36 protein-coding genes are annotated in these 25,548 nt (G+C 64.2%); 35 read left to right on the forward strand and 1 reads right to left on the reverse strand.

Features of this window, described 5'->3' with window-relative positions; genetic code table 11:
- Positions 1–81 precede the first annotated feature (81 nt).
- From ASF79_RS13320 to map, 33 genes are all read left to right on the forward strand, one after another.
- Entirely contained in the window at positions 82–1,050 is a 969-nt protein-coding gene (locus ASF79_RS13320; RefSeq protein WP_055855584.1) for a hypothetical protein, read from the forward strand.
- A 5-nt stretch (positions 1,051–1,055) separates the two neighbouring features.
- Positions 1,056–1,532: a hypothetical protein gene (locus tag ASF79_RS13325; protein WP_055778119.1), complete on the forward strand. Its 477-nt coding sequence runs from the start codon at positions 1,056–1,058 to the stop codon at positions 1,530–1,532.
- An 87-nt stretch (positions 1,533–1,619) separates the two neighbouring features.
- Positions 1,620–2,873 (forward strand): hypothetical protein, encoded by a 1,254-nt coding sequence (locus ASF79_RS13330; RefSeq protein WP_156366258.1) that lies wholly within the window; start codon positions 1,620–1,622, stop codon positions 2,871–2,873.
- A 308-nt stretch (positions 2,874–3,181) separates the two neighbouring features.
- Entirely contained in the window at positions 3,182–3,556 is a 375-nt protein-coding gene (gene rpsL, locus ASF79_RS13335; protein WP_044439998.1) for a 30S ribosomal protein S12, read from the forward strand.
- A complete protein-coding gene (gene rpsG, locus ASF79_RS13340) occupies positions 3,556–4,026 on the forward strand; it encodes a 30S ribosomal protein S7 (RefSeq protein ID WP_044440000.1) in 471 nt (156 codons plus the stop codon). Before rpsL ends, rpsG begins: the two co-directional genes overlap by 1 nt.
- Before the next feature lie 102 nt (positions 4,027–4,128).
- Entirely contained in the window at positions 4,129–6,243 is a 2,115-nt protein-coding gene (fusA, locus tag ASF79_RS13345; RefSeq protein ID WP_055778113.1) for an elongation factor G, read from the forward strand.
- 133 nt (positions 6,244–6,376) lie between these two features.
- Complete coding sequence (gene tuf, locus ASF79_RS13350) at positions 6,377–7,570, forward strand: elongation factor Tu (RefSeq protein ID WP_044440003.1); 1,194 nt, start codon at positions 6,377–6,379, stop codon at positions 7,568–7,570.
- A gap of 81 nt (positions 7,571–7,651) precedes the next feature.
- Positions 7,652–8,419, forward strand: coding sequence for a fructosamine kinase family protein (locus ASF79_RS13355; protein ID WP_055855590.1), 768 nt, complete (start codon positions 7,652–7,654; stop codon positions 8,417–8,419).
- A 58-nt stretch (positions 8,420–8,477) separates the two neighbouring features.
- Positions 8,478–8,687: an Rv0909 family putative TA system antitoxin gene (locus ASF79_RS13360; protein WP_326942875.1), complete on the forward strand. Its 210-nt coding sequence runs from the start codon at positions 8,478–8,480 to the stop codon at positions 8,685–8,687.
- Between the two features lie 67 nt (positions 8,688–8,754).
- Entirely contained in the window at positions 8,755–9,726 is a 972-nt protein-coding gene (locus ASF79_RS13365; RefSeq protein WP_082495902.1) for a DNA topoisomerase IB, read from the forward strand.
- A gap of 408 nt (positions 9,727–10,134) precedes the next feature.
- Positions 10,135–10,443 carry a 30S ribosomal protein S10 gene (gene rpsJ / locus ASF79_RS13370; RefSeq protein ID WP_018171443.1) on the forward strand — a complete coding sequence of 103 codons (309 nt, stop codon included), beginning with the start codon at positions 10,135–10,137 and terminating at the stop codon, positions 10,441–10,443.
- A 17-nt stretch (positions 10,444–10,460) separates the two neighbouring features.
- Positions 10,461–11,132 (forward strand): 50S ribosomal protein L3, encoded by a 672-nt coding sequence (gene rplC, locus ASF79_RS13375; RefSeq protein WP_044440007.1) that lies wholly within the window; start codon positions 10,461–10,463, stop codon positions 11,130–11,132.
- 3 nt (positions 11,133–11,135) lie between these two features.
- Positions 11,136–11,798, forward strand: a complete 663-nt coding sequence (rplD, locus tag ASF79_RS13380) for a 50S ribosomal protein L4 (RefSeq protein WP_055778108.1) — start codon at positions 11,136–11,138, stop codon at positions 11,796–11,798.
- A gap of 2 nt (positions 11,799–11,800) precedes the next feature.
- A complete protein-coding gene (gene rplW / locus ASF79_RS13385; RefSeq protein ID WP_044440011.1) occupies positions 11,801–12,106 on the forward strand; it encodes a 50S ribosomal protein L23 in 306 nt (101 codons plus the stop codon).
- A gap of 18 nt (positions 12,107–12,124) precedes the next feature.
- Complete coding sequence (gene rplB, locus ASF79_RS13390) at positions 12,125–12,964, forward strand: 50S ribosomal protein L2 (protein ID WP_055778105.1); 840 nt, start codon at positions 12,125–12,127, stop codon at positions 12,962–12,964.
- Positions 12,965–12,976: 12 nt separating this feature from the next.
- On the forward strand, positions 12,977–13,258 hold the full coding sequence (gene rpsS, locus ASF79_RS13395; protein ID WP_044440015.1) for a 30S ribosomal protein S19: 282 nt from the start codon (positions 12,977–12,979) through the stop codon (positions 13,256–13,258).
- A gap of 24 nt (positions 13,259–13,282) precedes the next feature.
- Positions 13,283–13,678 (forward strand): 50S ribosomal protein L22, encoded by a 396-nt coding sequence (gene rplV, locus ASF79_RS13400; protein ID WP_055778102.1) that lies wholly within the window; start codon positions 13,283–13,285, stop codon positions 13,676–13,678.
- Entirely contained in the window at positions 13,678–14,487 is an 810-nt protein-coding gene (gene rpsC / locus ASF79_RS13405; RefSeq protein WP_044440017.1) for a 30S ribosomal protein S3, read from the forward strand. The genes rplV and rpsC overlap by 1 nt, the downstream gene beginning before the upstream one ends.
- A gap of 2 nt (positions 14,488–14,489) precedes the next feature.
- On the forward strand, positions 14,490–14,909 hold the full coding sequence (rplP, locus tag ASF79_RS13410; RefSeq protein ID WP_044440018.1) for a 50S ribosomal protein L16: 420 nt from the start codon (positions 14,490–14,492) through the stop codon (positions 14,907–14,909).
- A complete protein-coding gene (rpmC, locus tag ASF79_RS13415; protein WP_055778099.1) occupies positions 14,909–15,238 on the forward strand; it encodes a 50S ribosomal protein L29 in 330 nt (109 codons plus the stop codon). Before rplP ends, rpmC begins: the two co-directional genes overlap by 1 nt.
- Positions 15,238–15,543 carry a 30S ribosomal protein S17 gene (gene rpsQ, locus ASF79_RS13420; RefSeq protein WP_055778097.1) on the forward strand — a complete coding sequence of 102 codons (306 nt, stop codon included), beginning with the start codon at positions 15,238–15,240 and terminating at the stop codon, positions 15,541–15,543. The genes rpmC and rpsQ overlap by 1 nt, the downstream gene beginning before the upstream one ends.
- A gap of 35 nt (positions 15,544–15,578) precedes the next feature.
- Positions 15,579–15,947 (forward strand): 50S ribosomal protein L14, encoded by a 369-nt coding sequence (rplN, locus tag ASF79_RS13425; protein ID WP_044440021.1) that lies wholly within the window; start codon positions 15,579–15,581, stop codon positions 15,945–15,947.
- A gap of 3 nt (positions 15,948–15,950) precedes the next feature.
- A complete protein-coding gene (gene rplX / locus ASF79_RS13430; RefSeq protein ID WP_044440022.1) occupies positions 15,951–16,310 on the forward strand; it encodes a 50S ribosomal protein L24 in 360 nt (119 codons plus the stop codon).
- Positions 16,310–16,900, forward strand: coding sequence for a 50S ribosomal protein L5 (gene rplE / locus ASF79_RS13435; protein WP_055778093.1), 591 nt, complete (start codon positions 16,310–16,312; stop codon positions 16,898–16,900). Before rplX ends, rplE begins: the two co-directional genes overlap by 1 nt.
- A 183-nt stretch (positions 16,901–17,083) precedes the next feature.
- Complete coding sequence (gene rpsH / locus ASF79_RS13440) at positions 17,084–17,482, forward strand: 30S ribosomal protein S8 (RefSeq protein ID WP_044440024.1); 399 nt, start codon at positions 17,084–17,086, stop codon at positions 17,480–17,482.
- Positions 17,483–17,488: 6 nt separating this feature from the next.
- Positions 17,489–18,025: a 50S ribosomal protein L6 gene (gene rplF / locus ASF79_RS13445; RefSeq protein WP_055778089.1), complete on the forward strand. Its 537-nt coding sequence runs from the start codon at positions 17,489–17,491 to the stop codon at positions 18,023–18,025.
- A 2-nt stretch (positions 18,026–18,027) separates the two neighbouring features.
- Positions 18,028–18,399: a 50S ribosomal protein L18 gene (gene rplR / locus ASF79_RS13450; RefSeq protein WP_055778086.1), complete on the forward strand. Its 372-nt coding sequence runs from the start codon at positions 18,028–18,030 to the stop codon at positions 18,397–18,399.
- Between the two features lie 29 nt (positions 18,400–18,428).
- Complete coding sequence (gene rpsE, locus ASF79_RS13455; RefSeq protein ID WP_268750572.1) at positions 18,429–19,100, forward strand: 30S ribosomal protein S5; 672 nt, start codon at positions 18,429–18,431, stop codon at positions 19,098–19,100.
- Positions 19,100–19,285 (forward strand): 50S ribosomal protein L30, encoded by a 186-nt coding sequence (gene rpmD, locus ASF79_RS13460; RefSeq protein WP_044440029.1) that lies wholly within the window; start codon positions 19,100–19,102, stop codon positions 19,283–19,285. Before rpsE ends, rpmD begins: the two co-directional genes overlap by 1 nt.
- The gene (gene rplO, locus ASF79_RS13465) at positions 19,285–19,974 is read left to right on the forward strand and encodes a 50S ribosomal protein L15 (RefSeq protein ID WP_055778079.1); all 690 of its coding nucleotides are present in this window, start codon (positions 19,285–19,287) and stop codon (positions 19,972–19,974) included. The genes rpmD and rplO overlap by 1 nt, the downstream gene beginning before the upstream one ends.
- Positions 19,975–20,103: 129 nt before the next feature.
- Positions 20,104–21,426 carry a preprotein translocase subunit SecY gene (gene secY / locus ASF79_RS13470; RefSeq protein ID WP_055778078.1) on the forward strand — a complete coding sequence of 441 codons (1,323 nt, stop codon included), beginning with the start codon at positions 20,104–20,106 and terminating at the stop codon, positions 21,424–21,426.
- Positions 21,423–22,019: an adenylate kinase gene (locus ASF79_RS13475; RefSeq protein WP_181035740.1), complete on the forward strand. Its 597-nt coding sequence runs from the start codon at positions 21,423–21,425 to the stop codon at positions 22,017–22,019. The genes secY and ASF79_RS13475 overlap by 4 nt, the downstream gene beginning before the upstream one ends.
- Complete coding sequence (map, locus tag ASF79_RS13480; protein ID WP_055778076.1) at positions 22,016–22,846, forward strand: type I methionyl aminopeptidase; 831 nt, start codon at positions 22,016–22,018, stop codon at positions 22,844–22,846. The genes ASF79_RS13475 and map overlap by 4 nt, the downstream gene beginning before the upstream one ends.
- 6 nt (positions 22,847–22,852) lie before the next feature.
- Here map and ASF79_RS13485 read toward each other — a convergent pair whose 3' ends face one another.
- Positions 22,853–24,763, reverse strand: coding sequence for a BglG family transcription antiterminator (locus ASF79_RS13485; protein ID WP_055855592.1), 1,911 nt, complete (start codon positions 24,761–24,763; stop codon positions 22,853–22,855).
- Between the two features lie 159 nt (positions 24,764–24,922).
- Here ASF79_RS13485 and ASF79_RS13490 point away from each other — a divergent pair, with 159 nt between their 5' ends.
- Together ASF79_RS13490 and ASF79_RS13495 are read left to right on the forward strand one after the other, a co-directional pair.
- Positions 24,923–25,246, forward strand: a complete 324-nt coding sequence (locus tag ASF79_RS13490; RefSeq protein WP_055855595.1) for a PTS sugar transporter subunit IIB — start codon at positions 24,923–24,925, stop codon at positions 25,244–25,246.
- Between the two features lie 35 nt (positions 25,247–25,281).
- The gene (locus ASF79_RS13495; protein WP_055855598.1) at positions 25,282–25,548 is read left to right on the forward strand and encodes an HPr family phosphocarrier protein; all 267 of its coding nucleotides are present in this window, start codon (positions 25,282–25,284) and stop codon (positions 25,546–25,548) included.

A 25,548-nucleotide genomic window follows, 5' to 3' on the forward strand; every position in this document is an offset into this window, starting at 1 on the left:
GGCTCGCTGCACGTTCGTTCGCGCAGAAGCCACGCGCCGCGCCTCCTGGCGAACCGGCATGCCGGGAGGCAGGATGGCCTTATGAGCACCGACAACGATCCCGACCGCGACCAGCTTTCCCCGGACGGCCCCGAGCGCCGGCGAGAGCCTCAGGCCGAGCCGCCGACCGAATCCGCCCGGGAGTTCGTCGTGGCCGAACCCTCGAGCGTCGAGCCGGGCACCCTCGAGCCCGTGGTCGTCCGCCCCGGCGGCGAGCGCGAGCAGGGTGCGCCCGAGTCGACGGGCTGGACGAGCCCCGCCGAGAATCGTGAGGCGGAAGAAGCCAACCCCTACGTCGTCCGCACCACTGTTCCGCCGATGAACCCTCACACCACGGGCGCGCCGCTCGCCCAGCAGAACGAGACTGCAGCTCCGACCGCTCCGCCAGCTCCGGCCTCGGGCATCCCGGGTGGAGAGATCTACTCGCAGGCACCGACGCCGGTCTACGTGGCCCGCCCCGAGCAGCCCGCCCGCCGTGGCAACCGGCTCTTCGGCACCGTCATCGCGCTGTTGGGAACGGTGGCCTTCGCTGTCGTGTACGCGGCCGTGGCGTCGCTGTTCTTCGCCTTCAACCCCGCGGTCGAGAACGCGGTGTCGACGCTGACGCGATTCCTCGTCAACTTCGCCTTCATCGTTCCGGTGCTCTTCTTCGCCATCGCGTTCATCCTCCTCGTGCTGATCCTCAACCGGGCAGGCTGGTGGGCCTACATCATCGGCGGCTTCGTCGTGGCCGCCGTCGTCTATGCGGGCTCCATCGTCGGCGCCTACCTCGCCGTGCAGGGCTGGACGATGAGCCAGGAAGCCCTCGGTGAGTTCCTGCGCTCGCTTCTGATGGACCCGCTGCCGATCGTCGCGGCGATCGTCGCGCGAGAGGTCTCCGTGTGGACGGGGGCCTGGGTCTCCTCCAGGGGCCGCAAGGTCAAGGAGCGCAATCAGGCCGCACGTGAGGATTACGACAAGACGATGGCTGAGGCGCCCGCCACGGCGCCTCAGGGTTCACCAGCCTGGTAGACGCTGTGCCGAGTCGAGGTCTCCGCTACGGACGGTCGGTCTTCGCGACCGCGCTCTACGTCGCCCTCGTCGTCGCGGGCTGGGGATTCGTCAGCCTTCTGGGCGAGACAGATGTCGTGGTCGATCCCGAGGTGGGACCGATCGTGGTGCCGGTGTCCGTTGCGGTCAGTGCCATCGCCGTCATGATCGCCCTGGCCTCGCCGAGCTGGTCGACGGTGAGCGGGAGGGGTCTGGGCGCTGTGCTCGGATCAGCCGCCGTTCTCGCGCTGGGGGCGGTCGCCGTACAACTCGCTGCCCTGGGAATCCTCCAGTTCGTGGCGACAGGCCGCATGACGGCCCTCCTCTTGGTCATCGCGGCCCAGGCCCCCACGGCGTACACGATCGTGGTGATCGGGGCCGCGTTCGTGTCGGCCGTCGGTCTGGCGATTCTCGGCGCCGGGCAGGGCAGGGCGTCCTGGCCCTGGGAGAAAGAGGGCGAGTGATCGGGCCGGCCGCAACCGGGTAGGCGGCCTGCCCCACGGCGATCTCTGCTTGGATGGGAATCCGGGATTCGAAGCGAGGAGCCGCCGATGTCTGACAACAGCCTTCCCCCTGTGCCGCAGGGCGGATCGTCCGTACCCCCGGTGCCGCCCGTTCCCCCGGTGCCGCCCGTACCCCCGGTGCCGCCCGTTCCCCCCGCGTCGTCCGCTCCCGTTCCACCGGTTCCCCCGGTGCCATCCGCCGCGTCGGCGCAGGGATATCCGGGCGGGCCGCAGTTCCAGCAGCCCCAGTTTCAGCAGCCCCAGCAACCGCAGTTTCAGCCCCAGCCCCAGCCGCGAGCACCCAGATCGCGCAAGGGTCTGATCATCGGCCTCTCCATCGGCGCCGCCGTCGTCATTCTCGGCGGCGTCGGCCTCGCCGTGGCCGGCTCCTCCATCTCGTCGAGCGTTGCACCGGACACTCAGGTGAAGGCGTTCCTGCAGGATCTGGTCGACGGCCGAGCGGAGTCGGCACTCGAGGCGATGGGGGAGAAGCCATCGGGTCTGCTCACCGACGAGGCCTACAACGCGTCGACCAACCACATCACCGACTTCAGCGTGGGCAAGCCCAAGACGATCGGGGATACCGCCACGGTCGCGGCCAAGATCACCCAGGGCGGAACGAGCTACACGCAGGAGTTCGAACTGGCGAAGGCCGGAAAGACGTTCGTCGTCTTCGACACATGGCAGCTGCAGCCCCTGCCGCTCGGCGTGGTGGACGTGCAGGTCCAGGGTCCGTCTGGTCTTGCCGTGCAGGTCGACGACAACGCCCTTGACGACGACGCCGACGAGTCGAGCCTTCGGGCCTTTCCCGGCGACTACGAGGTCTCGGTCGTCGATGACAGCGATCTGTTCGATGCCGCGCCAGCAACGGCCAACGTCGTCGGCCTCTCCGAGGATGCGGCGGGAAGCGTCGCGACGGCGGCGGTCACCACGACGCTCACCGGGGCCGGAACCTCCGCCGCCCAGGCCGCTGTCGACGCTTACGTCGACGGATGCGTGGCGCAACAGAGTCTCGCGCCCACCGGCTGTGGGTTCGAGGCGCGAGCGCAGGACGGAGTCAGCTATTCGAATATCCGCTGGACTCTCACGGTGAGGCCCACCTACTCCATCGGCGACTGGGTCGGCAGCGGCTGGGTCGTCTCGACCGCGACGGCAGGAACGCTCGACGTGCTCGCGGACTCCGTCGACAGCGCCGGTCGCTCCGGCCCGTCGGGCACGAGCCTGCCGAATTACCGGCCCGCCGGCACCGTCTCTGTCGCCGACGGAGCGATCACGTTCTCCTCGTCGGTGCTCCCGTTCTAGCGGTCTGGCTCGCTTGACCGAAGCCCCGGTTCGGGCTAATATTGCCGGGTGTGTGCATTCTTGCACGCCCACTTTTCAACTCGGATTCGTCCGGGACGAGATTCTTGCGACAGACCAGTCTGATGCAAGACAAGGGCAGCCCCTCTCTGGGGCAGGCCCCCACGGCATACCCACCATCACAATCTCTGCAGACGCTCGCGTGTGCAGTCGGCGGGTCCACAAGAACATCGGTCGAATCCCGCACGCGGGCGCCGCCGATTGCTACGCGAAAGCAAGCTGTCACCGTGCAGTAGAAAATAGGAGAAGTAGTGCCAACCATTCAGCAGTTGGTCCGCAAGGGCCGAACTCCGAAGGTCACCAAGACCAAGACGCCGGCCCTGAAGGCCAACCCGCAGCAGCGCGGCGTCTGCACCCGCGTCTACACGACCACGCCCAAGAAGCCCAACTCGGCTCTTCGCAAGGTCGCCCGCGTCAAGCTGTCCAACGGCACCGAGGTCACCGCGTACATTCCCGGTGAGGGCCACAACCTGCAGGAGCACTCGATGGTGCTCGTGCGTGGCGGTCGTGTGAAGGACCTGCCCGGTGTGCGTTACAAGATCGTCCGTGGCGCACTGGACACCCAGGCCGTCAAGGGCCGCAAGCAGGCTCGCAGCCGTTACGGCGCGAAGATGGAGAAGAAGTAATGCCTCGTAAGGGACCAGCACCCAAGCGCCCCGTCGTCGCAGACCCCGTCTACGGCGCACCGATCGTCAGCCAGCTCGTCAACAAGATCCTTCTTGATGGCAAGAAGGGCCTCGCCGAGCGCATCGTCTACGACGCACTCGAGGGCGTCGCGGCCAAGAACGGCGCAGACGCCGTCGTCACCCTGAAGAAGGCGCTCGACAACGTGCGCCCCACTCTCGAGGTCAAGTCGCGCCGCGTCGGCGGATCGACCTACCAGGTTCCGGTCGAAGTCAAGCCTCACCGTGCCAACACTCTCGCACTCCGCTGGCTCACGAGCTACGCGAAGAGTCGTCGCGAGAAGACGATGACCGAGCGTCTCACCAACGAGATCCTCGACGCGTCGAACGGCCTGGGTGCCGCGGTCAAGCGCCGCGAAGACACCCACAAGATGGCCGAGTCGAACAAGGCATTCGCTCACTACCGCTGGTAATCGCGTGTGCTGGTCGAGAGGCCGGTTCGCCCCGCGAACCGGCCCCTCGATCGGTGCCGCCATCGTTCGACAAACCCCTTAGTAAACAACCGGAGGCAATCTGTGGCACAGGACGTGCTCACCGACCTGAACAAGGTCCGCAACATCGGCATCATGGCTCACATCGATGCCGGCAAGACCACCACCACCGAGCGCATCCTGTTCTACACGGGTGTCAACCACAAGATCGGTGAGACCCACGACGGCGCATCGACGACGGACTGGATGGAGCAGGAGCAGGAGCGTGGCATCACGATCACCTCTGCTGCCGTCACCTGCTTCTGGGACAAGAACCAGATCAACATCATCGACACCCCGGGTCACGTCGACTTCACGGTCGAGGTGGAGCGTTCGCTCCGCGTCCTCGACGGTGCCGTCGCTGTCTTCGACGGTAAAGAGGGCGTCGAGCCCCAGTCGGAGACCGTCTGGCGCCAGGCCGACAAGTACGAAGTCCCCCGCATCTGCTTCATCAACAAGATGGACAAGCTCGGAGCCGACTTCTACTTCACGGTCGACACCATCATCAACAAGCTCGGAGCGAAGCCGCTGGTCATCCAGCTGCCCATCGGAGCCGAGAACGGATTCGTGGGTGTCGTCGACCTCGTCGAGATGCGCGCGCTCGTCTGGCCTTCCGACTCCAAGGGTGACGTCACCATGGGAGCCAAGTACGAAGTCCAGGAGATCCCGGACGACCTCAAGGAGAAGGCTGACGAGTACCGCCAGCTGCTCCTCGAGACCGTCGCCGAGACCGACGACGCTCTGCTCGAGAAGTTCTTTGCCGGCGAAGAGCTGACGGTCGCCGAGATCAAGGCTGGAATCCGCAAGCTGACGGTCGCCAGCGAGATCTACCCGGTTCTCTGTGGCTCCGCCTTCAAGAACCGTGGCGTTCAGCCGATGCTCGATGCGGTCGTCGACTACCTGCCCAGCCCGCTCGACGTTCCCGCCACCGTGGGAACGGACCCCCGCGACGAGGAGGTGAAGGTCGAGCGTCACCCCGACGCCTCGGAGCCTTTCGCCGCCCTCGCGTTCAAGGTCGCCGTTCACCCCTTCTTCGGTCGTCTGACGTTCATCCGCGTCTACTCGGGTCGTCTCGACTCCGGTGGACAGGTCACGAACTCGACCAAGAGCAAGAAGGAGCGCATCGGCAAGATCTTCCAGATGCACGCCAACAAGGAGATCCCCGTCGACAGCGTGACCGCAGGTCACATCTACGCTGTCATCGGCCTGAAGGGCACGACAACGGGAGACACGCTCAGCGATTCGAACGACCAGGTCGTTCTCGAGTCGATGACGTTCCCGGAGCCGGTCATCGAGGTCGCGATCGAGCCGAAGACGAAGGCCGACCAGGAGAAGCTGGGTGTCGCCATCCAGAAGCTCGCTGAGGAAGACCCGACGTTCCGCACCGAGCAGAACCAGGACACGGGCCAGACGGTCATCAAGGGTATGGGTGAGCTTCACCTCGACATCCTGGTCGACCGCATGCGTCGCGAGTTCAACGTCGAGGCCAACGTGGGCAAGCCGCAGGTCGCGTACCGCGAGACGATCCGTCGCGTGGTTCCGAAGCACGACTACACCCACAAGAAGCAGACCGGTGGTTCGGGTCAGTTCGCCAAGGTGCAGATCTCGATCGAGCCCATGGAGGTGACCGCGGAGAAGATCTACGAGTTCGAGAACAAGGTCACCGGTGGTCGCGTTCCGCGCGAGTACATCCCCTCGGTCGACGCGGGAATCCAGGATGCCCTCCAGGTCGGCGTTCTCGCCGGCTACCCCATGGTGGGTGTCCGGGCTGCCCTGCTCGATGGTCAGTTCCACGACGTCGACTCCTCGGAGATGGCGTTCAAGATCGCTGGTTCCATGGCGTTCAAGGAAGCCGCCCGCAAGGCGGACCCGGTCATCCTTGAGCCGTTGATGGCCGTCGAGGTGCGCACCCCTGAGGAATACATGGGTGACGTCATCGGCGATATCAACTCGCGCCGTGGCCAGATCCAGTCCATGGAGGACGCGACCGGTATCAAGGTCATCCGTGCCCATGTTCCGCTTTCGGAGATGTTCGGCTACATCGGTGACCTGAGGTCGAAGACCTCGGGCCGAGCGGTGTACTCGATGACTTTCGACAGCTACGCCGAGGTCCCCAAGGCTGTCGCCGAAGAGATCATCAACAAAAACAAGGGCGAATAGTCCTGTATCGTGTTCCGGTGCTCAATATTGTTGCGAGCACCGGAGCGCGTAACATCAATACACAAACACCCCCGCTCTTCACCCGGTAGCTTTTTGTCCGGATGCGGAGCAAGAGAGTCCTGAGGAGGACCCAGTGGCCAAGGCCAAGTTCGAGCGGACCAAGCCGCACGTAAACATCGGAACGATCGGTCACGTCGACCACGGAAAGACCACGCTGACTGCAGCGATCTCCAAGGTCCTTGCCGACAAGTTCCCGTCCAAGACCAACGTTCAGCGCGACTTCGCGTCGATCGACTCCGCTCCCGAGGAGCGCCAGCGCGGTATCACGATCAACATCTCGCACGTCGAGTACGAGACCGAGAAGCGCCACTACGCGCACGTCGACGCCCCGGGTCACGCTGACTACATCAAGAACATGATCACCGGTGCTGCTCAGATGGACGGCGCGATCCTCGTGGTCGCCGCTACCGACGGCCCGATGGCTCAGACCCGTGAGCACGTTCTGCTCGCCAAGCAGGTCGGCGTTCCCTACCTGCTGGTCGCACTCAACAAGTCCGACATGGTCGACGACGAGGAGATCCTGGAGCTCGTCGAGCTCGAGGTTCGCGAGCTGCTCTCCAGCCAGGACTTCGATGGCGACAACGCTCCCGTCGTTCGCGTCTCGGGCCTCAAGGCTCTCGAGGGCGACGAGAAGTGGGTCGACGCGATCCTCGAGCTCATGCAGGCCGTCGACGACTCCATCCCGGAGCCCGTCCGCGACAAGGACAAGCCCTTCCTGATGCCCGTTGAGGACGTCTTCACGATCACCGGTCGTGGAACGGTCGTCACCGGTCGCGCAGAGCGCGGAACCCTCGCCATCAACTCCGAGGTCGAGATCGTCGGCATCCGCCCGACCGTCAAGACCACGGTCACGGGTATCGAGATGTTCCACAAGCAGCTCGACGAGGCATGGGCCGGCGAGAACTGTGGACTGCTGCTCCGCGGCACGAAGCGCGAAGACGTCGAGCGCGGCCAGGTCATCGTCAAGCCGGGTTCGGTCACGCCGCACACCGGTTTCGATGGAACCGCCTACATCCTGTCCAAGGATGAGGGTGGCCGTCACAACCCGTTCTACACGAACTACCGCCCGCAGTTCTACTTCCGCACCACGGACGTGACCGGCGTCATCACCCTCCCCGAGGGCACCGAGATGGTCATGCCCGGCGACACGACTGACATCAGCGTCGAGCTGATCCAGCCCATCGCCATGGAAGAGGGCCTCGGCTTCGCGATCCGTGAGGGTGGCCGCACCGTCGGTGCCGGTACCGTCACGAAGATCACCAAGTAGTCGATTCTTCACCAGTAGTACACGAGCAGGGCCTCACCTTCGGGTGGGGCCCTGCTCCTGGTTAAAGCCGCACAATGAAGCATGACTTTCGTCAAGACCAACCTTCATGCGCCCGGGGCGTTCTTCGAGGCGGAGGCGGCCGGTCTGGCCTGGCTCGCAGAGCCCCATGAGCTCGGCGGGGCCAGGATCGTGCGCGTCGAGGCGGTGAGTCGACATTCGATCGAGCTCGAGCAACTCGTGTCGGGCCGCCCGACACCGGATGCCGCTGCCGACTTCGGCCGTGCGCTGGCGGTCACGCACAGAACGGGAGCCGACGCGTTCGGGTCGCCGCCGGCAGGCTGGAACGGCCCGAACTTCATCGGGTCGCGGCCGATGGAGTGCCGCCCCGACCCGTCGTGGGGAAGGTTCTACGCGCAACAGAGGGTCCGGCCGTATCTCGATATCGCACTCGCGGTGGGATCGATCGAAGGGCCGGACGCGGCGGACGCGATGTCCGTCTGCGAGCTGTTGGAGTCGGGTGCGGCCGATGACGGAGAACCCGCGCGGCGCATCCACGGCGATCTCTGGAACGGCAACGTGGTCTGGACGAACGACGGGGTGGTGCTCATCGATCCGGCCGCGCACGGCGGACACCGGGAGACCGACCTGGCCATGCTGGACCTCTTCGGTGTGGCTTATCTCGACGTCGTGCTCGAGTCATACGACGACGAGTTCGCCCTGGGCGGCGGATGGCGTGAACGGGTCGCGATGCATCAGCTTCATCCGCTCGCGGTGCACGCGGCCGGTCATGGGCCTTCATACGGTCGCGCTCTCGGAGAGGCGGCGCGGAAGACCCTCGACTTGTTCTGATGCGTGGGAGCAGAATGAGGGGACCGCCTCGCATACGAGGCCCGATCAAAGGAGAATCGTGGGACTCGAAGACATCACCAAGAAGGCGCAGGAATTCCTGGGCGACAGCAAGGTGCAAGAAGCACTGAAGAGCGAGAAAGCCGAAGATCTCAGCGACAAGCTGCTCGACGGCGTCGCCGGGGCCGTCAATAAGGTCACGGGGGAGAAGTTCGACGAGCAGGTCGAGGGCGCGCGGGCGGCAGCCGACAAGGCCGTCGGCACCGAGTAGGCGCCTCGTCTGTCAAGCCCCGGGGCCGGATGCGTGTGGCCGGCCCCGGGGGATTCACAATGGGGTGATGGTGAGGCTGAGGCGAAGCAACTCGGCGGGCGCGGGCCTGCACAGAGTTCGTGCTGGACGGGGATTCTCGTACCGCAACCACGACGGCACGGTCGTGGCGGACACGGAGTTGAGAGAGCGCATCGAGAAGCTCGCTATACCGCCCGCCTGGACCGACGTCTGGATCGCCCCCTACGCGAACGGCCACATCCAGGCCACGGGAATCGACGCCGCGGGTCGGCGTCAGTACATCTACCACCCGACGTGGCGCGAACAGAAAGACCGCATCAAATTCGACCGTGCCCTCGCCCTGGCCGAGTCGCTGCCTTCCGCTCGGCGGGCCGTCACCATCGACCTTCGGAGCGGCGAGCCCACGAAGGAGCGGGCGCTGGCCGCGGCTTTCCGCATGCTCGACACCGGATCATTACGCGTCGGCAGCGAGCGATACGCCGAGTCGAATGGCAGCCACGGGCTCTCGACTCTTCTGGGTGCGCACGCCCGAGTCAGCGGAGACACCGTGCATCTCGCCTTCCCCGCGAAAAGCGGGCAGGCCTGGGAGAGCGACATCACCGATAGCGATCTCGCAGCGGTCGTCAGGGCGCTGAAGCATCGGGGCCCGCGTGCGCGACTGCTGGCCTGGCGTGCGGGAGCCGGCAACTGGCATCCGATCGCTGCGGACGAGATCAACGACTACGTGAGACAGAAGACCGGAGGGAAGTTCACGGCAAAGGATTTCCGTACTCTTCACGGCACCGTCGCGGCCGCGATCAGCCTTGCCAAGCACGGACCGGAACAGCGCAGCACGGCGCGGACGAGGGCACTCGCTCAGGCGATGCGCGACGCGGCCGAGGTGCTCGGGAACACGCCCTCCATCGCGAAAAAGAGCTACGTCGACCCGAGGGTCGTCGATCACTATATCGAGGGAACGACGATCGACCCCCGCCGACTGGGGTCGGCGGAATCGGAACTGAGAGCACTCCTCTTCGAATGACCGTTTCGCCGCGTGTCTCCGGGGAACGGCGCGACACGCCCAACGCGACACGCCCGGGTTGCACGATGCCCCTCGGGTGTGGCAAACTCGTCTAGTTCAACATTTTCGTGTCGCCTCGTGTGCGCGGAATCACTGCCAGGCAGTGCACAGCTAGCCCACTGGGTCCCCGTGATCCGAGGTTGAGAGCTGGGCCGCGGGCAGCAGAACACACTTCAATCCTTTTTCTTCGGTGTTCAGGCGTGTCCTGCGCGCGGGGCGAGACGGGTTGAGTCCGAGAGGACATTGACAGAAGAACAGTGGTGCGACCGACTGCGGGCGTATCGAGCACGGGCTGCAAGGCCCGGGCAAGCAAGCGCGTCCAATGCTGCCCACAGGCGGTAAGACGCAAGACAAGAGAGTGAGTCACACATGGCGGGACAGAAGATCCGCATTCGACTTAAGTCGTACGACCACGAGGTCATCGACTCCTCGGCGCGCAAGATCGTCGACACGGTGACCCGCGCGGGTGCAACCGTCGTCGGTCCGGTGCCGCTGCCGACCGAGAAGAACGTGATCGCAGTGATCCGTTCGCCCCACAAGTACAAGGACAGCCGCGAGCACTTCGAAATGCGCACGCACAAGCGTCTGATCGACATCATCGATCCCACGCCCAAGGCCGTCGACTCGCTCATGCGTCTCGACCTGCCGGCTGACGTCAACATCGAGATCAAGCTCTAAGCGGGGGACTGAACACTATGTCTACGCCTACACAAGCAGCCGCCACCAAGACCAGCAAGGGTCTCCTCGGCAAGAAGCTCGGCATGACCCAGGTCTGGGACGAGAACAACCGTCTCATCCCCGTCACGGTCGTCGAGATCACGCCGAACGTGGTCACTCAGATCCGCACCGTCGAGCGCGACGGCTACGTGGCCGTTCAGATCGCCGCGGGCCAGATCGACCCCCGCAAGGTGAACAAGCCTGCCACGGGTCACTTCGACGCCGCCGGTGTCACGCCCCGTCGTCACATCACCGAGATCCGCACCGCCGACGCGGCTGACTACACGGTGGGCCAGGAGCTCACCGTCGACGCAGTCTTCGAAGCCGGCAAGAAGGTCGACGTCGTCGGCACTTCCAAGGGCAAGGGTTTCGCCGGTGTCATGAAGCGTCACAACTTCCGAGGCGACAACGCCTCGCACGGTGCGCACCGCAACCACCGCAAGCCCGGCTCCATCGGCGCATCCTCGACCCCGTCGCGTGTCTTCAAGGGCATGCGGATGGCTGGTCGCATGGGTGGAGAGCGCGTCACCGTGCTCAACCTCGCCGTGCACTCCATCGACGCCGAGAAGAACGTCATCCTCATCAAGGGTGCCGTTCCCGGAGCGCGTGGCCGTCTCGTTTTCGTTCGTACCGCAGTGAAGGGGGCCTAGTTCATGGCTACCGCAACTACCACGGTTGACGTCGTCGACGTCACGGGCAAGAAGGCCGGCACCGTCGACCTTCCCGCCGAGCTGTTCGACGTCCAGACCAATGTCCCGCTCATCCACCAGGTCGTCGTCGCTCAGCTCGCCGCCGCCCGCCAGGGAACTCACAAGACCAAGCGTCGTGGTGAGGTTTCCGGTGCCGGTCGCAAGCCGTTCAAGCAGAAGGGAACCGGTCGCGCTCGTCAGGGCTCGATCCGCGCTCCTCAGATGACCGGTGGTGGCATCGTCCACGGACCGACCCCGCGCAGCTACGACCAGCGCACCCCCAAGAAGATGATCGCCGCAGCTCTGCTCGGTTCGCTGTCCGACCGCGCACGCGGTGGACGCGTTCACGTCGTCGAGTCGCTTGCTCAGGGCGATGTGCCCTCGACCAAGGGTGTTCTCGAGCTGCTCAGCCAGGTCGCGACCTCAAAGCACGTTCTGATCGTGCTCGAGCGCGACGATGTTCTGAGCTTGAAGAGCGTTCGCAACCTCCCGACCGTGCACGTGCTGCCGGCCGACCAGCTGAACGCATACGACGTGCTCGTCTCCGACGACATCATCTTCACCAAGGCTTCGTTCGACGCGTTCGTCGCAGCCAAGTCGAAGAACACTGCTCAGGAAGAGGTCTAGACATGAGCAACGCTGCATTCAACAAGGATCCGCGCGACATCATCCTGTCGCCGGTCGTCTCCGAGAAGAGCTACGGCCTGATCGACGAGGGCAAGTACACGTTCATCGTCGACCCCCGTTCGAACAAGACCGAGATCAAGCTCGCTATCGAGAAGATCTTCAAGGTCGAGGTCGCGTCGATCAACACGCTCAACCGTGTCGGCAAGACCCGTCGCACCAAGTTCGGCATCGGCAAGCGCAAAGACACCAAGCGCGCCATCGTCACGCTCAAGTCCGGCACCATCGACATCTTCACCGCTGTCGGCTAGGGCCAGAGGGATATAGAAATGGCTATTCGCAAGTACAAGCCCACCACCCCGGGTCGTCGCGGTTCGTCCGTCGCCGACTTCGCGGAGATCACCCGGTCGACGCCCGAGAAGTCGCTGCTGCGTCCGCTCTCGAAGACCGGTGGACGTAACAACGCAGGTCGCATCACGACGCGTCACATCGGTGGTGGACACAAGCGCCAGTACCGTGTCATCGACTTCCGTCGCAACGACAAAGACGGCGTCAACGCCAAGGTCGCTCACATCGAGTACGACCCCAACCGCACGGCGCGCATCGCTCTGCTGCACTACCTCGACGGAACCAAGCGCTACATCCTGGCTCCGAACAAGCTGTCGCAGGGTGACATCGTCGAGTCGGGAGCGTCTGCCGACATCAAGCCCGGCAACAACCTGCCGCTCAAGAACATCCCCACCGGTACCGTCATCCACGCGATCGAGCTGAAGCCGGGCGGTGGCGCCAAGATGGCCCGCTCCGCCGGAGCCTCGGTTCGTCTCGTCGCAAAAGACGGTCCCTACGCGCAGCTTCGTCTTCCCAGCGGTGAGATCCGCAACGTCGACGCCCGTTGCCGTGCAACGATCGGCGAGGTCGGCAACGCCGAGCAGTCGAACATCAACTGGGGAAAGGCCGGCCGCATGCGCTGGAAGGGCGTTCGCCCGACCGTGCGTGGTGTCGCTATGAACCCGGTCGACCACCCGCACGGTGGTGGTGAGGGAAAGACCTCCGGTGGACGTCATCCTGTGAGCCCCTGGGGCCAGAAGGAAGGCCGCACCCGGCACATCAACAAGGAAAGCGACAAGCTCATCGTTCGTCGCCGTACCGTCGGCAAGAAGCGTAAGTAGGAGTTGTAGAAGATGCCACGCAGTCTCAAGAAGGGCCCCTTCGTTGACGACCACCTGTATCGCAAGGTTGTCACTCAGAACGAAGCCGGTTCCAAGAACGTCATCAAGACCTGGTCGCGCCGATCGATGATCATCCCCGCGTTCCTCGGCCACACGATCGCCGTCCACGACGGTCGTAAGCACATCCCGGTGTTCGTCACCGAAACCATGGTTGGGCACAAACTCGGCGAGTTTGCTCCCACCCGCACCTTCCGTGGTCACGTGAAGGACGACAAGAAGGGCCGTCGCCGCTAACGCGGTGGCGAAAGGAGGAGAGAAATGGTGGAGTCAATCGCACGTGTGCGACACATCCGCGTCACCCCCATGAAGGCTCGTCGCGTCGTCAACATGATCCGCGGCAAGCAGGCAGTCGAAGCTCTGGCGATCCTGAAGTTCGCCCCGCAGGGTGCGTCCGACCCGGTCTACAAGCTCGTCGCGTCCGCCATGGCGAACGCTCGGGTCAAGGCCGACGCGTCGAACAGCTACCTCGACGAGCAGGACCTGTTCGTCTCGGCTGCGTTCGTCGATGAGGGAACCACCCTCAAGCGTTTCCAGCCCCGTGCACAGGGTCGCGCGTTCCAGATTCTGAAGCGCACGAGCCACATCACGGTCGTGCTGAACACGCCCGACGAGGCAGCAGTGGCACCGTCCACGAAGAAGGCAGGTAAGAAGTAATGGGACAGAAAGTAAACCCGTACGGCTTCCGTCTCGGTATCACCACCGACCACGTGTCGCGTTGGTTCTCCGACTCGACGAAGCCGGGACAGCGCTACGCGGACTTCGTTGCAGAAGACGTCAAGATCCGCAGGCTGCTCAGCACCTCGCTCGACCGTGCCGGCGTCGCCCGCATCGAGATCGAGCGCACCCGTGACCGCGTTCGCGTCGACATTCACACCGCCCGTCCGGGCATCGTGATCGGTCGTCGTGGCGCCGAGGCCGAGCGCATCCGCACCGACCTCGAGAAGCTCACGGGCAAGCAGATCCAGCTTAACATCCTCGAGGTCAAGAACCCCGAGGCCGAAGCCCAGCTCGTGGCCCAGGGAATTGCGGAGCAGCTCACCGCTCGCGTCGCGTTCCGTCGTGCCATGCGCAAGGGAATGCAGGGCGCTCAGCGCACCGCGTCGGTCAAGGGTGTTCGTATCCAGGTCTCCGGCCGTCTCGGCGGCGCCGAGATGAGCCGTTCGGAGTTCTACCGCGAGGGTCGCGTGCCGCTGCACACCCTTCGCGCGAACATCGACTACGGCTTCTACGAGGCCAAGACCACCTTCGGCCGCATCGGCGTGAAGGTCTGGATCTACAAGGGTGACATCACCAACAAGGAGCTTGCCCGCGAGCAGGCCAACCAGAAGTCGACGCGCCCCGACCGTCGTGACGACCGCCGCGATGGCGACCGTCCCCGTCGTGGAGCTGCCGGCACGAATTCAGGCGCTGGCGCCTCCGCCCCCAAGGCAGAGGCTCCCGTTGCAGCAGGAGTTGAGGCATAACCATGTTGATTCCACGCAGAGTCAAGCACCGTAAGCAGCACCACCCCGGACGCAGTGGCCACGCCACCGGCGGCACGACGGTGAGCTTCGGCGAGTACGGCATCCAGGCCCTTACTCCTGCATATGTGACGAACCGCCAGATCGAGTCCGCTCGTATCGCCATGACGCGTCACATCAAGCGCGGCGGAAAGGTGTGGATCAACATCTACCCCGACCGCCCGCTCACCAAGAAGCCCGCCGAAACCCGCATGGGTTCCGGTAAGGGTTCACCCGAGTGGTGGATTGCGAACGTCAAGCCGGGTCGCGTGCTCTTCGAGCTCAGCGGCGTCAGCGACACGATCGCACGCGAAGCCCTCACCCGGGCCATCCACAAGCTGCCACTCAAGGCACGCATCATCAAGCGCGAGGAGGGCGACGCATAATGGCGATCGGTTCCAAGGAGCTCGCCCCTGTCGAGCTCGACACATTCGAAGACGCCCGCCTGGTCGAAGAGCTGCGGAAGGCGAAGGAAGAGCTGTTCAACCTTCGCTTCCAGTCGGCTACCGGCCAGCTCGAGAGCCACGGACGCCTGCGCGCCGTGAAGCGCGACATCTCGCGCATCTACACGATCATCCGTGAGCGTGAGCTGGGCATCCGTGCCACGCCCGCTCCGGTTGCCGTGGCTCCCAAGGCAGAAAAGAAAAGCAAGGCCAAGAAGGATGCGGCCGCTCCGGCGGACGCCCCGGCCGCTGAGGCTGAGGAGGCCAAGTAATGGCAAAGGTTAACGAGGCGGCTGCAACGCCGGCCGACGAGACCAAGGCAGTCGTTCGCGGCTACCGCAAGTCACGTCGTGGATACGTCACGAGCGACAAGATGGAGAAGACCATCGTCGTCGAGGTCGAAGACCGCGTGAAGCACCCCCTGTACGGCAAGGTCATCCGCCGCACGTCCAAGGTCAAGGTCCACGACGAGGCGAACTCCGCCGGCATCGGCGACCTCGTCCTCATCAGCGAGACCCGTCCCCTCAGCGCCACCAAGCGCTGGCGCCTGGTCGAGATCCTCGAGAAGGCCAAGTAGGCCTCGCGCTTACTTCGCCTAAGGAAGAGTAGAAAATGCTGCAGCAGGAATCCAGAGTCAAGGTCGCCGATAACACCGGCGCCAAGGAGCTCCTCACGATCCGCGTTCTCGGTGGCTCAGGCCGCCGGTACGCCGGTCTCGGTGACGTCATCGTCGCCACCGTCAAAGACGCGATCCCCGGCGGAAACGTCAAGAAGGGCGATGTGGTCAAGGCCGTCATCGTTCGCGTGAAGAAGCAGACCCGTCGTCCCGACGGTTCGTACATCAAGTTCGACGAGAACGCCGCAGTGATCTTGAAGACCGACGGTGACCCCCGTGGTACCCGTATCTTCGGCCCCGTCGGCCGCGAGCTTCGCGACAAGAAGTTCATGAAGATCATCTCGCTGGCACCGGAGGTTATCTAAGTCATGGCAAACATCAAGAAGGGTGACCTGGTTCAGGTCATCACGGGCGCGACCCAGGCCCGCGGCGGAGACCGCGGCAAGCAGGGTCGCGTTCTCGAGGTACTCGTCGAGAAGAACCGCGTCGTCGTCGAGGGCGTGAACTTCATCACGAAGCACGTCCGCGTCGGACAGACGCAGCGCGGCACGAAGACCGGCGGCATCGAGACCCACGAGGCCCCGATCCACGTGTCGAACGTCGCGATCGTCGATCCCGAGACCAAGAAGCCGACCCGCGTCGGTTTCCGCACCGAAGAGGTAACGAAGGACGGCGTCACCAAGACGGTCCGCATCCGTTACGCCAAGAAGTCAGGTAAGGACCTGTAATGACCGATACTGCAGTGGTGTCTGGCAAAATCCAGCCCCGTCTCAAGCAGAAGTACCGCTCCGAGATCTCGAAGCAGCTCCAGGAGGAGTTCGGCTTCACGAACGTGCACCAGGTGCCCGGGCTCGTGAAGATCGTGGTCAACACCGGTGTCGGCGAGGCCGCTCGCGACGGCAAGATCATCGATGGGGCCGTCAAGGACCTCACCGCGATCACCGGCCAGAAGCCGCAGGTCACGCTCGCCCGCAAGTCGATCGCTCAGTTCAAGCTGCGCGAGGGCCAGCCCATCGGTGCACACGTCACGCTTCGTGGCGACCGCGCCTGGGAGTTCCTCGACCGCCTGCTGTCGCTCGCGCTTCCCCGTATCCGCGACTTCCGTGGTCTCAGCGACAAGCAGTTCGACGGACGTGGCAACTACACGTTCGGTCTGACCGAGCAGTCGATGTTCCACGAGATCGACCAGGACAAGATCGACCGCGTTCGTGGCTTCGACATCACCGTCGTCACGACCGCCAAGAACGATGACGAGGGTCGCGCGCTGCTCAAGGCGCTCGGTTTCCCGTTCCGTAACGCGGACAACACCCGCGCATAGTCTCGTCCCGCGCGGTTTCCGACCGCGTGGGATAAGCTTTGTTGTTTGCCGTTTCGCCTGGGCCGTGTTTCACTGCCCAGGCGTAACGCATGCAGCGAAAAGCTCCGCAGGTTTTGCGGAGTTCACCACCAAAGGTCGGCACCTTCGTAAAGGGTGTCGAAACCAGGCGAAAGGCACCACACAATGACAATGACAGATCCGGTCGCAGACATGCTGACCAGACTGCGCAACGCGAACTCGGCATATCACGACACCGTGTCCATGCCGCACTCGAAGCTCAAGTCTCACATCGCAGACATCCTCAAAGCCGAAGGTTACATCTCGGCGTGGGACGTCAAAGACGCAGAGGTCGGCAAGACCCTGACGCTCTCCCTGAAGTTCGGACCGAACCGCGAACGCTCCATTGCGGGCATCAAGCGCGTGTCGAAGCCGGGCCTCCGGGTCTACGCGAAGTCGACGGAGATCCCCACGGTTCTCGGCGGCCTCGGCGTTGCAATCCTCTCGACTTCCTCCGGTCTGCTTACAGACCGCCAGGCTTCCAAGAAGGGCGTAGGTGGGGAAGTCCTCGCCTACGTTTGGTGATCACTGATGTCACGTATTGGACGACTTCCCATTGAGATCCCCACGGGGGTCGAAGTAAAGATCGACGGCCAGGCCGTCGCCGTCAAGGGACCGAAGGGTGAGCTCGCGCTCACCGTTGCAAGTCCCATCGAGGTCAAGATCGAGGATGGCCAGGTTCTGGTCACCCGTCCCGACGACGAGCGCGAGTCGCGTTCGCTGCACGGTCTTACCCGTACCCTGATCGCCAACCAGATCATCGGTGTCACCGAGGGCTACTCCAAGAGCCTCGAGGTCGTCGGAACCGGTTACCGCGTTGCAGCCAAGGGCGCTGGCGTCGAGTTCGCGCTCGGCTACTCGCACCCCATCACCGTCGAGCCGCCCGCGGGCATCAGCTTCTCGGTCGAAGGCGTCAACAAGCTCACGGTCACCGGAATCGACAAGCAGGCCGTCGGTGAGGTTGCCGCAAACATTCGTAAGTTGCGCAAGCCTGAGCCCTACAAGGGCAAGGGTGTGCGTTACGCCGGCGAGGTCGTTCGCCGCAAGGCCGGAAAGAGTGGTAAGTAACCATGGGTCTCGGAACTAGAGGAAAGAGCAAGTCTGCTGCGCGTTCGCGCCGGCACGACCGTCTCCGCAAGAAGGTCGAGGGCACTGCCCTCCGCCCCCGTCTCGTCGTGTCTCGATCGGCTCGTCACGTCTTCGTTCAGGTCGTCGATGACGCACTGGGTCACACCCTGGCGTCGGCATCGACCCTCGAGGTCGACATGCGTTCGTTCGATGGCGACAAGACCGCCAAGGCCCGCAAGGTCGGCGAGCTCGTCGCCGAGCGTGCCAAGTCAGCCGGCATCGAAGCAGTCGTCTTCGACCGCGGCGGAAACCGTTACGCAGGACGCGTTGCGGCTATCGCCGAGGGCGCTCGTGAAGGTGGGCTGAACCTGTGAGCACCGAAAACACTACTAAGGAGAACGCTGTGGCTGTTGAAGCCCCGGTAGAGACCGCCGCATCGACGGAGGCAAACCAGACCGAGCCCCGCGAGGCTCGTCGCGGAGGCCGTGAGCGCAACCCCAACCGCGGAGACCGCGGCAGCCGTGACGCCGATAAGAGCCAGTTCCTCGAGCGTGTCGTCACGATCAACCGTGTCTCGAAGGTCGTCAAGGGTGGTCGTCGCTTCAGCTTCACCGCTCTGGTCGTCGTCGGAGACGGCAACGGACTCGTCGGCGTCGGCTACGGCAAGGCACGCGAGGTTCCCACCGCCATCTCGAAGGGCGTCGAAGAAGCCAAGAAGAACTTCTTCCGCGTTCCCCGCGTCGGCAACACCATCCCGCACCCGGTTCAGGGAGAGGCCGCCGCAGGCGTCGTTCTCCTTCGTCCCGCGGCCGCCGGTACCGGTGTTATCGCAGGTGGTCCCGTTCGCGCCGTGCTCGAGTGCGCCGGCATCCACGACGTCCTCTCGAAGTCGCTCGGTTCGTCGAACACGATCAACATCGTGCACGCGACCGTCGAGGCTCTGAAGATGCTCGAGGAGCCCCGCGCCGTCGCAGCACGTCGTGGCCTTTCCTACGAAGACGTGGCTCCGGCCCGTCTGCTCCGCACCGAGGCAGCGCTTCGCGAGGCCGCGGCAACTGCGAAGGCAGGTGCATGATGGCCGCGCGCCTCAAGGTAACCCAGATCAAGTCCAAAGTCAGTGAGAAGCAGTACCAGCGCGATACCCTTCGCAGCCTGGGACTCAAGCGCATCGGCGATGTCACGATCCGCGAGGACAACTCGCAGAACCGTGGCTACGTCAACACCGTCGCTCACCTGGTGAAGGTTGAGGAGATTGACTAATGGCTGAAGAAGCTAAGAAGGAGACAGCCGCCAAGGCTGCTCCGAAGAAGGCCGCTGCCCCCAAGGCAGAGACCGCAGCGAAGGCCCCCAAGGCCGCGAAGTCCGAGGCCGCCCCCAAGGCGGAGAAGGCTGCTGCTCCGAAGAAGGCCGCAGCCCCCAAGGCTGAGAAGGCCGAGTCGGCTGCAGCCGCTCCCAAGGCGACGGCAAAGGCCGCACCGAAGGCTGAGAAGACCGAGGAAGCCGCTCCCCGCGAGCAGGTTCTCAAGGTCCATCACCTCCGCCCCGCGCCCGGCGCCAAGAAGGCGCGCACGCGCGTCGGCCGTGGTGAGGGATCGAAGGGTAAGACCGCCGGTCGTGGAACCAAGGGAACGAAGGCTCGTTACCAGGTGCGCGTCGGGTTCGAAGGTGGGCAGATGCCTCTGCACATGCGTACGCCGAAGCTGCGCGGGTTCAAGAACCCGTTCCGCGTCGAGTACCAGGTCGTCAACCTCGAGAAGCTCGCCGAGCTCTACCCGTCCGGCGGAGAGGTCACCATCAGCGACCTCGTCGCCAAGGGTGCCGTACGCAACAACGAGAAGGTCAAAGTTCTCGGACAGGGCGACATTACGGTTAAGCTGAACGTTGCAGTCGACAAGGTCTCCGGTTCAGCCGAACAGAAGATCGTTGCCGCCGGTGGCTCCGTAAAGTAACGCACCTTCCGGTGCGGTGAGTGATACCTCGCTCACGCGCTACGGTTTCGACGAGAGCCCCCGATAGACTCCCTGAGTCTGCCGGGGGCTTTCGCGCCATCACTTTCGCCAAATAGCAGGAGGCATTTTTTGTTTAGAGCCGTCGCGCGGATCTTCCGCACCCCGGATCTCCGCCGGAAGATCGGGTTCACGCTCGGCATCGTCGCGCTGTTCCGTCTGGGATCTTTCATCCCCGCTCCATTCGTGGACTTCGGAAACGTGCAGTTGTGCCTCGCTGCGAACCAAAACACCTCGGGCCTCTACGAGCTCGTCAACCTCTTCTCGGGTGGCGCACTCCTGCAATTGAGCATCTTCGCGCTGGGCATCATGCCGTACATCACGGCATCGATCATCACCCAGCTGCTCCGCGTGGTCATCCCGCACTTCGAGACACTCCACAAGGAGGGTCAGGCCGGACAGTCCAAGCTCACGCAGTACACGCGCTACCTGACCATCGCGCTGGCGGTGCTGCAGTCGACGACGCTGATCACCGTCGCGCGTTCCGGCGCTCTCTTCGGCACGACGACGGTGGCGGAGTGTACGCAACTCATCACCGACGACGCCTGGTACGCGATCATGCTGATGGTCATCACCATGACCGCCGGTACCGGCCTCATCATGTGGATGGGCGAGCTCATCACCGAGCGCGGCATCGGCAACGGCATGTCGCTGCTCATCTTCACGTCGATCGCCGCTCAGTTCCCCACGTCGCTGTGGAGCATCGCTCAGGCGAAGGGCTTCGAGACGTTCCTTCTCGTGATAGCCGTCGGTCTCGTGATCGTCGCGGCGGTCGTCTTCGTCGAGCAATCGCAGAGGCGCATCCCCGTGCAGTACGCCAAACGCATGGTCGGCAGGCGAACCTACGGCGGCAACAACACGTACATCCCGATCAAGGTCAACATGGCGGGTGTCGTGCCGGTCATCTTCGCTTCGTCGCTGTTGTACCTGCCGGCGCTTATCGCCCAGTTCAACCAGCCGGCGGCCGGCCAGTCGCCTGCTCCCTGGGTCACGTGGGTCACGAACTACCTCACCAAGGGCGATCACCCGCTCTACATGATCCTGTACTTCCTGCTCATCGTCGGATTCACCTACTTCTATGTTGCGATCACCTTCAACCCTGAAGAGGTCGCCGACAACATGAAGAAGTACGGCGGCTTCATCCCCGGCATCCGCGCCGGTCGTCCCACCGCCGAGTACCTCGACTATGTGCTGACCCGTGTCACCCTGCCCGGCTCGATCTACCTGGGTCTGATCGCCCTGATTCCCTTGGTGGCGCTCGCCCTGGTCGGCGCCACATCGAACTTCCCCTTCGGTGGAGCTTCGATCCTGATCGTGGTCGGCGTCGGACTCGAGACGGTCAAGCAGATCGACTCGCAGCTGCAGCAACGTCACTACGAAGGCCTGCTGCGATGACCTCGGTCGACACGCTCGCGGGAACCGTGCGGCTGTTGATCATCGGTCCTCCCGGGGCAGGCAAGGGCACTCAGGCGGCCAAGCTCGCGCAGATCTACGGTATTCCTGCGATCTCGACCGGCGACATCTTCCGAGCCAACATCAAAGAGGGCACCGAACTGGGCAAGAAGGTGCAGGCGTTGGTCGAGGCGGGCTCGTATGTTCCCGACTCGCTGACCAATGACCTGGTGCGAGACCGGCTTCTGCAGCCCGATGTCGAGGGCGGATTCCTGCTCGACGGCTACCCTCGTACGACGGAGCAGGTCGATGAGCTCGACCGCATCCTCGACAAAGCGCACGCACGGCTCGACGCGGTCGTTCAGCTCGTCGCCGATGTCGACGAGGTGGTGGAGCGTCTCCGCAAGCGCGCCCTCGTCGAAGGTCGTGCAGACGACACCGAAGAGGTCCTGCGACACCGCCAAGAGGTCTACGCCGACCAGACCGCTCCGTTGATCGATGTCTATGCGGGCCGCGGGCTCGTCGTCGCCGTCGATGCGTTGGGCGAGGTCGACGAGGTCACCGAGCGCATCGTCACGGCACTCGCCTCTCGATGAGTTTTCGCAAGAACATCTACAAGACGCCCGAAGAGCTTCGGCTCATGGTGCGTCCGGGCCTGGTCACGGCTTCGTCGCTCGATGCGGTCCGCGCGGCGATCCGTCCTGGCATCAGCACGCTCGAGCTCGACACGATCGCCGAGCGTGTGATCGTCGAGGCCGGGGGAGTGTCGAACTTCAAGCTCGTGCCGGGGTACCGTCACACGATCTGCGCGTCGGTCAACGACGATGTGGTCCACGGCATACCGGGCGATCGCATCCTGCAGCCGGGTGACATCGTGTCGATCGACAACGGTGCAGAGGTAGAGGGCTGGAACGGCGATTCTGCGTTCACCGTGGTGATCCCCGACGAGTCGCGGCCCGAACTCGTCGCCGAGCGCCAGCGCCTCTCCGATGTGACCGAGGGCTCGCTGTGGGCGGGTATCGCTCGTCTCAGCACGGCACGCCACCTGAACGAGGTCGGCGAGGCGATCGAGGAGTACATCGAGGCTCAGGGCACGTTCGGTATCGTCACGGATTACATCGGTCACGGCATCGGGCGCAGCATGCACGAGGCCCCTCCCGTCTTCAACTACCGTGTGCGAGCCAAGGGCCCGGATGTCAAGCCCGGCCTGGTCGTCGCCATCGAGCCGATGGTGACCCTCGGATCGATCGAGACCTATGTGCGAGATGACGACTGGACCGTGGCGACCGACGACGCCAGCGTGGCTGCGCACTGGGAGCACTCCGTCGCCGTGCACGCCGACGGCATCTGGGTGACGACGGCACACGATGGCGGCGCAGCAGGCCTGGCTCCGTTCGGAGTCACGCCCGTCCCCATCCCGTAGCTGCCGCTACTTGTCCATGATGTGCACGAGCTCGTCGATGAAGCTCGGGAAGTCGACGGCGCGCTTGATGATGCGCTGCACGTCCTCCCTGTCGGAGAAGACCTCGACGAACTGATCGAAGACCTCCTGGAACGAGGTCCGACCCGTGGCGGCGAAGGCGATGAACGCGATGACATTCACTCGGTTCTCGCCCCATGCCATCGCCGAGTCGTTGACGACGATGGCGATCGAGGTGCGGTTGGCCGTCATCGCCATGGCGTGGGGCACCGCGATGCTGTCGGTGAACGCGGTCGACGACATGAGTTCGCGTTCGATGGCCCCGTCGACGTAGGAGCGATCGATCACGCCGTGCTCCATCATGCGGCGGCCGAGCGTCTCGATCATCTCCACCTCGCCCGACACATGCAGTTCCCTGAAGAAGAGCGCCTCGTCGAAGTACAGCAGCAGGTCGTCTTTGATCTTGATGCGACGGGCATGGCGGCGCACGCGGCTGATGGCTCGGCGCACGTTCTCGACATCGCCGTCGGTCAAGAACGGCTGGATGACGACCTCGTTCTCGCGCGGAGTACGAGAGGCGATCGTGGAGAGCACGATATCGGCGTCGAGTTCCGCCCAATCGACATCGGTGCGGGTGATGACGATCGCGACGTCGAGCTCGTCGCCCAGCGCCCTCGTGACGCGCTCGGCCAACATCTCGTGCATGTCGTAGTAGTTGGGGCAGACCACCGCACAGCGCAGTCGGTCGCCCCGACGCTGCTTGCGTTCCAGGAAGGAACCGACGTGCAGCGCGATGAACGCGATCTCGTCGTCGTTGATGTGGATTCCCGCTCGACGCTGAAGCTGGCTCGCGATGAACACCGAGAGCTCGTAGGTCATCGGATAGGACGTCTTCATGGAGCGGGTCAAGGGATTCACCGAGTACGCGTTGTCGTTCGCCCGGGCGACGAGGTTGCGCACGTGCAGCGAGAGCCGCACCATGAACTCCTCATCGGCGAGGTCGATGAGGTACTCCTGGTGCACGAGCGCGACGATATCGCGCACCGTGGCGAGCACATCCGCGTCGACGTAGTTCTCGACCACCTGCTTCGTCGACTCGTCATGTCCGGGCGTCACGACCCTGGTGGTCAGGAGCACGGCGAGGTAGTCGAGATCGGGGGCACTGAGCGACACCGCGAAATGCTCTACGACGAGACCCGAGAGCGCCGAGGCGATCTCTGCTACGCGCGGGCCGGCCGCAACGAGTGGCAGGTCCGGCTGCTCGCGGTCCTGCCTCTCGAGAGCGATCATCAGGTGCAGAAGCACGTTGTTCACGCCGTATTCGTTGACGAAGTACCCGTGTGCGTCGAGCATCTCGATCAACTCGGTCTTGAAGCTGCCCAGGTCCTCGGACTCGAACTCGCGTTGCACTCGCTCGAGTTCGAGGAACCCCTGCGCGCTCTCCTCGCGGAACATGCGGCTGAGCAGCCGACGATGGTTCGCCTCCGAACCCACGATCGATACGAGATTGTCGCGCCTCACCAGTGACAGGTCATCTGCCTCGACGAGCAGCTTGACCTTGCGCAGGTCCTGCTCCAGAGTCGAGTCGCTGACGAAGAGACGAGCCGCCATGCTGCGGGCTTCGAGGCCCTCCGGCGCGTTGCCGAGAAGGCGCACGAGCTGGTAGATGCGATCGCGGGGCGTCTCGGGCTCGGCAGCCCGACCCTCTGCACGGAAGGCGCTCAGGGCGTCGCGGTCGACACGATACCCGAGCACGCCCGACTGGATCGTCTCGTGCGGGTGGGATGCGCTCTTCGCGGCCGTCACGTAACTGCGCACGCTTCGGCTCGTGACGCCGAGCTTGTCGGCCAGCTCCGCGGCGGTCACCCAGCCGTCGGCTTGGGACAGATAGTCCAAAAGCCGTTCGTACTTCTCATTCATGTGCTGGTCGCTCCCGACCTGAGTCAACCATCCCGGGCCCCTCCAGACTAATTGCCACGGGCTCGCTTCCTCCCCTGCGGAAACTTTTCTGCGGCGCAACCGGGCGCGAAGCCGCGACTTCTCCGAGAGTATTGAACGTAGATCGCAAGGAGGCGAGAGATGCACAGAGTTCTGGTTGTCTGCGGTGCCGGTGCATCGAGTACTTTTCTGGCCCATCGCATTCGGGCCGCCGCCCGCGGTCGTGACATCGATGTGACCGTGTCGGCATCCAGCACCATAGGGCTCTCGGAACGCCTCGATGACATCGACGTGCTGCTGGTGGGCCCCCACCTCGCGGCGCAGTTCGATGAACTCTCGATCCTCGCCGAAACGCAGGGCGCGGCAAGTGCCCTCCTGCCCGACACCGTCTTCGGCGCGGGCGGAGAAGACACGGCGCTCGACCTCGTGCTGAGCAGTCCTGCGCTTCGCACCCGCTCGTCGTGACCCACCACCGAACCACGAAATATCAAGGAGAAATCATGGCTGAACGCACTGTCACCATCGCCTCGACCCACGGGCTGCACGCGCGTCCGGCGTCGATCTTCACGCAGGCTGCGGCCAAGGCCGGAGTTCCCGTGCAGCTGACCAAGGGCGACAAGTCCGTGAACGCCGCCAGCATCCTCGGCGTGATCTCGCTCGGCATCGACCACAACGACGACGTTGTGCTGTCTGTCGAGGGCGACGACGCCGATGCGGTTCTCGACGAACTCGCCGCGCTGCTCACCACCGACCACGACGCCGCGTGA

Origin of the sequence: Agreia sp. Leaf335 (assembly GCF_001423605.1) — a bacterium.
Lineage (GTDB): Bacteria > Actinomycetota > Actinomycetes > Actinomycetales > Microbacteriaceae > Agreia.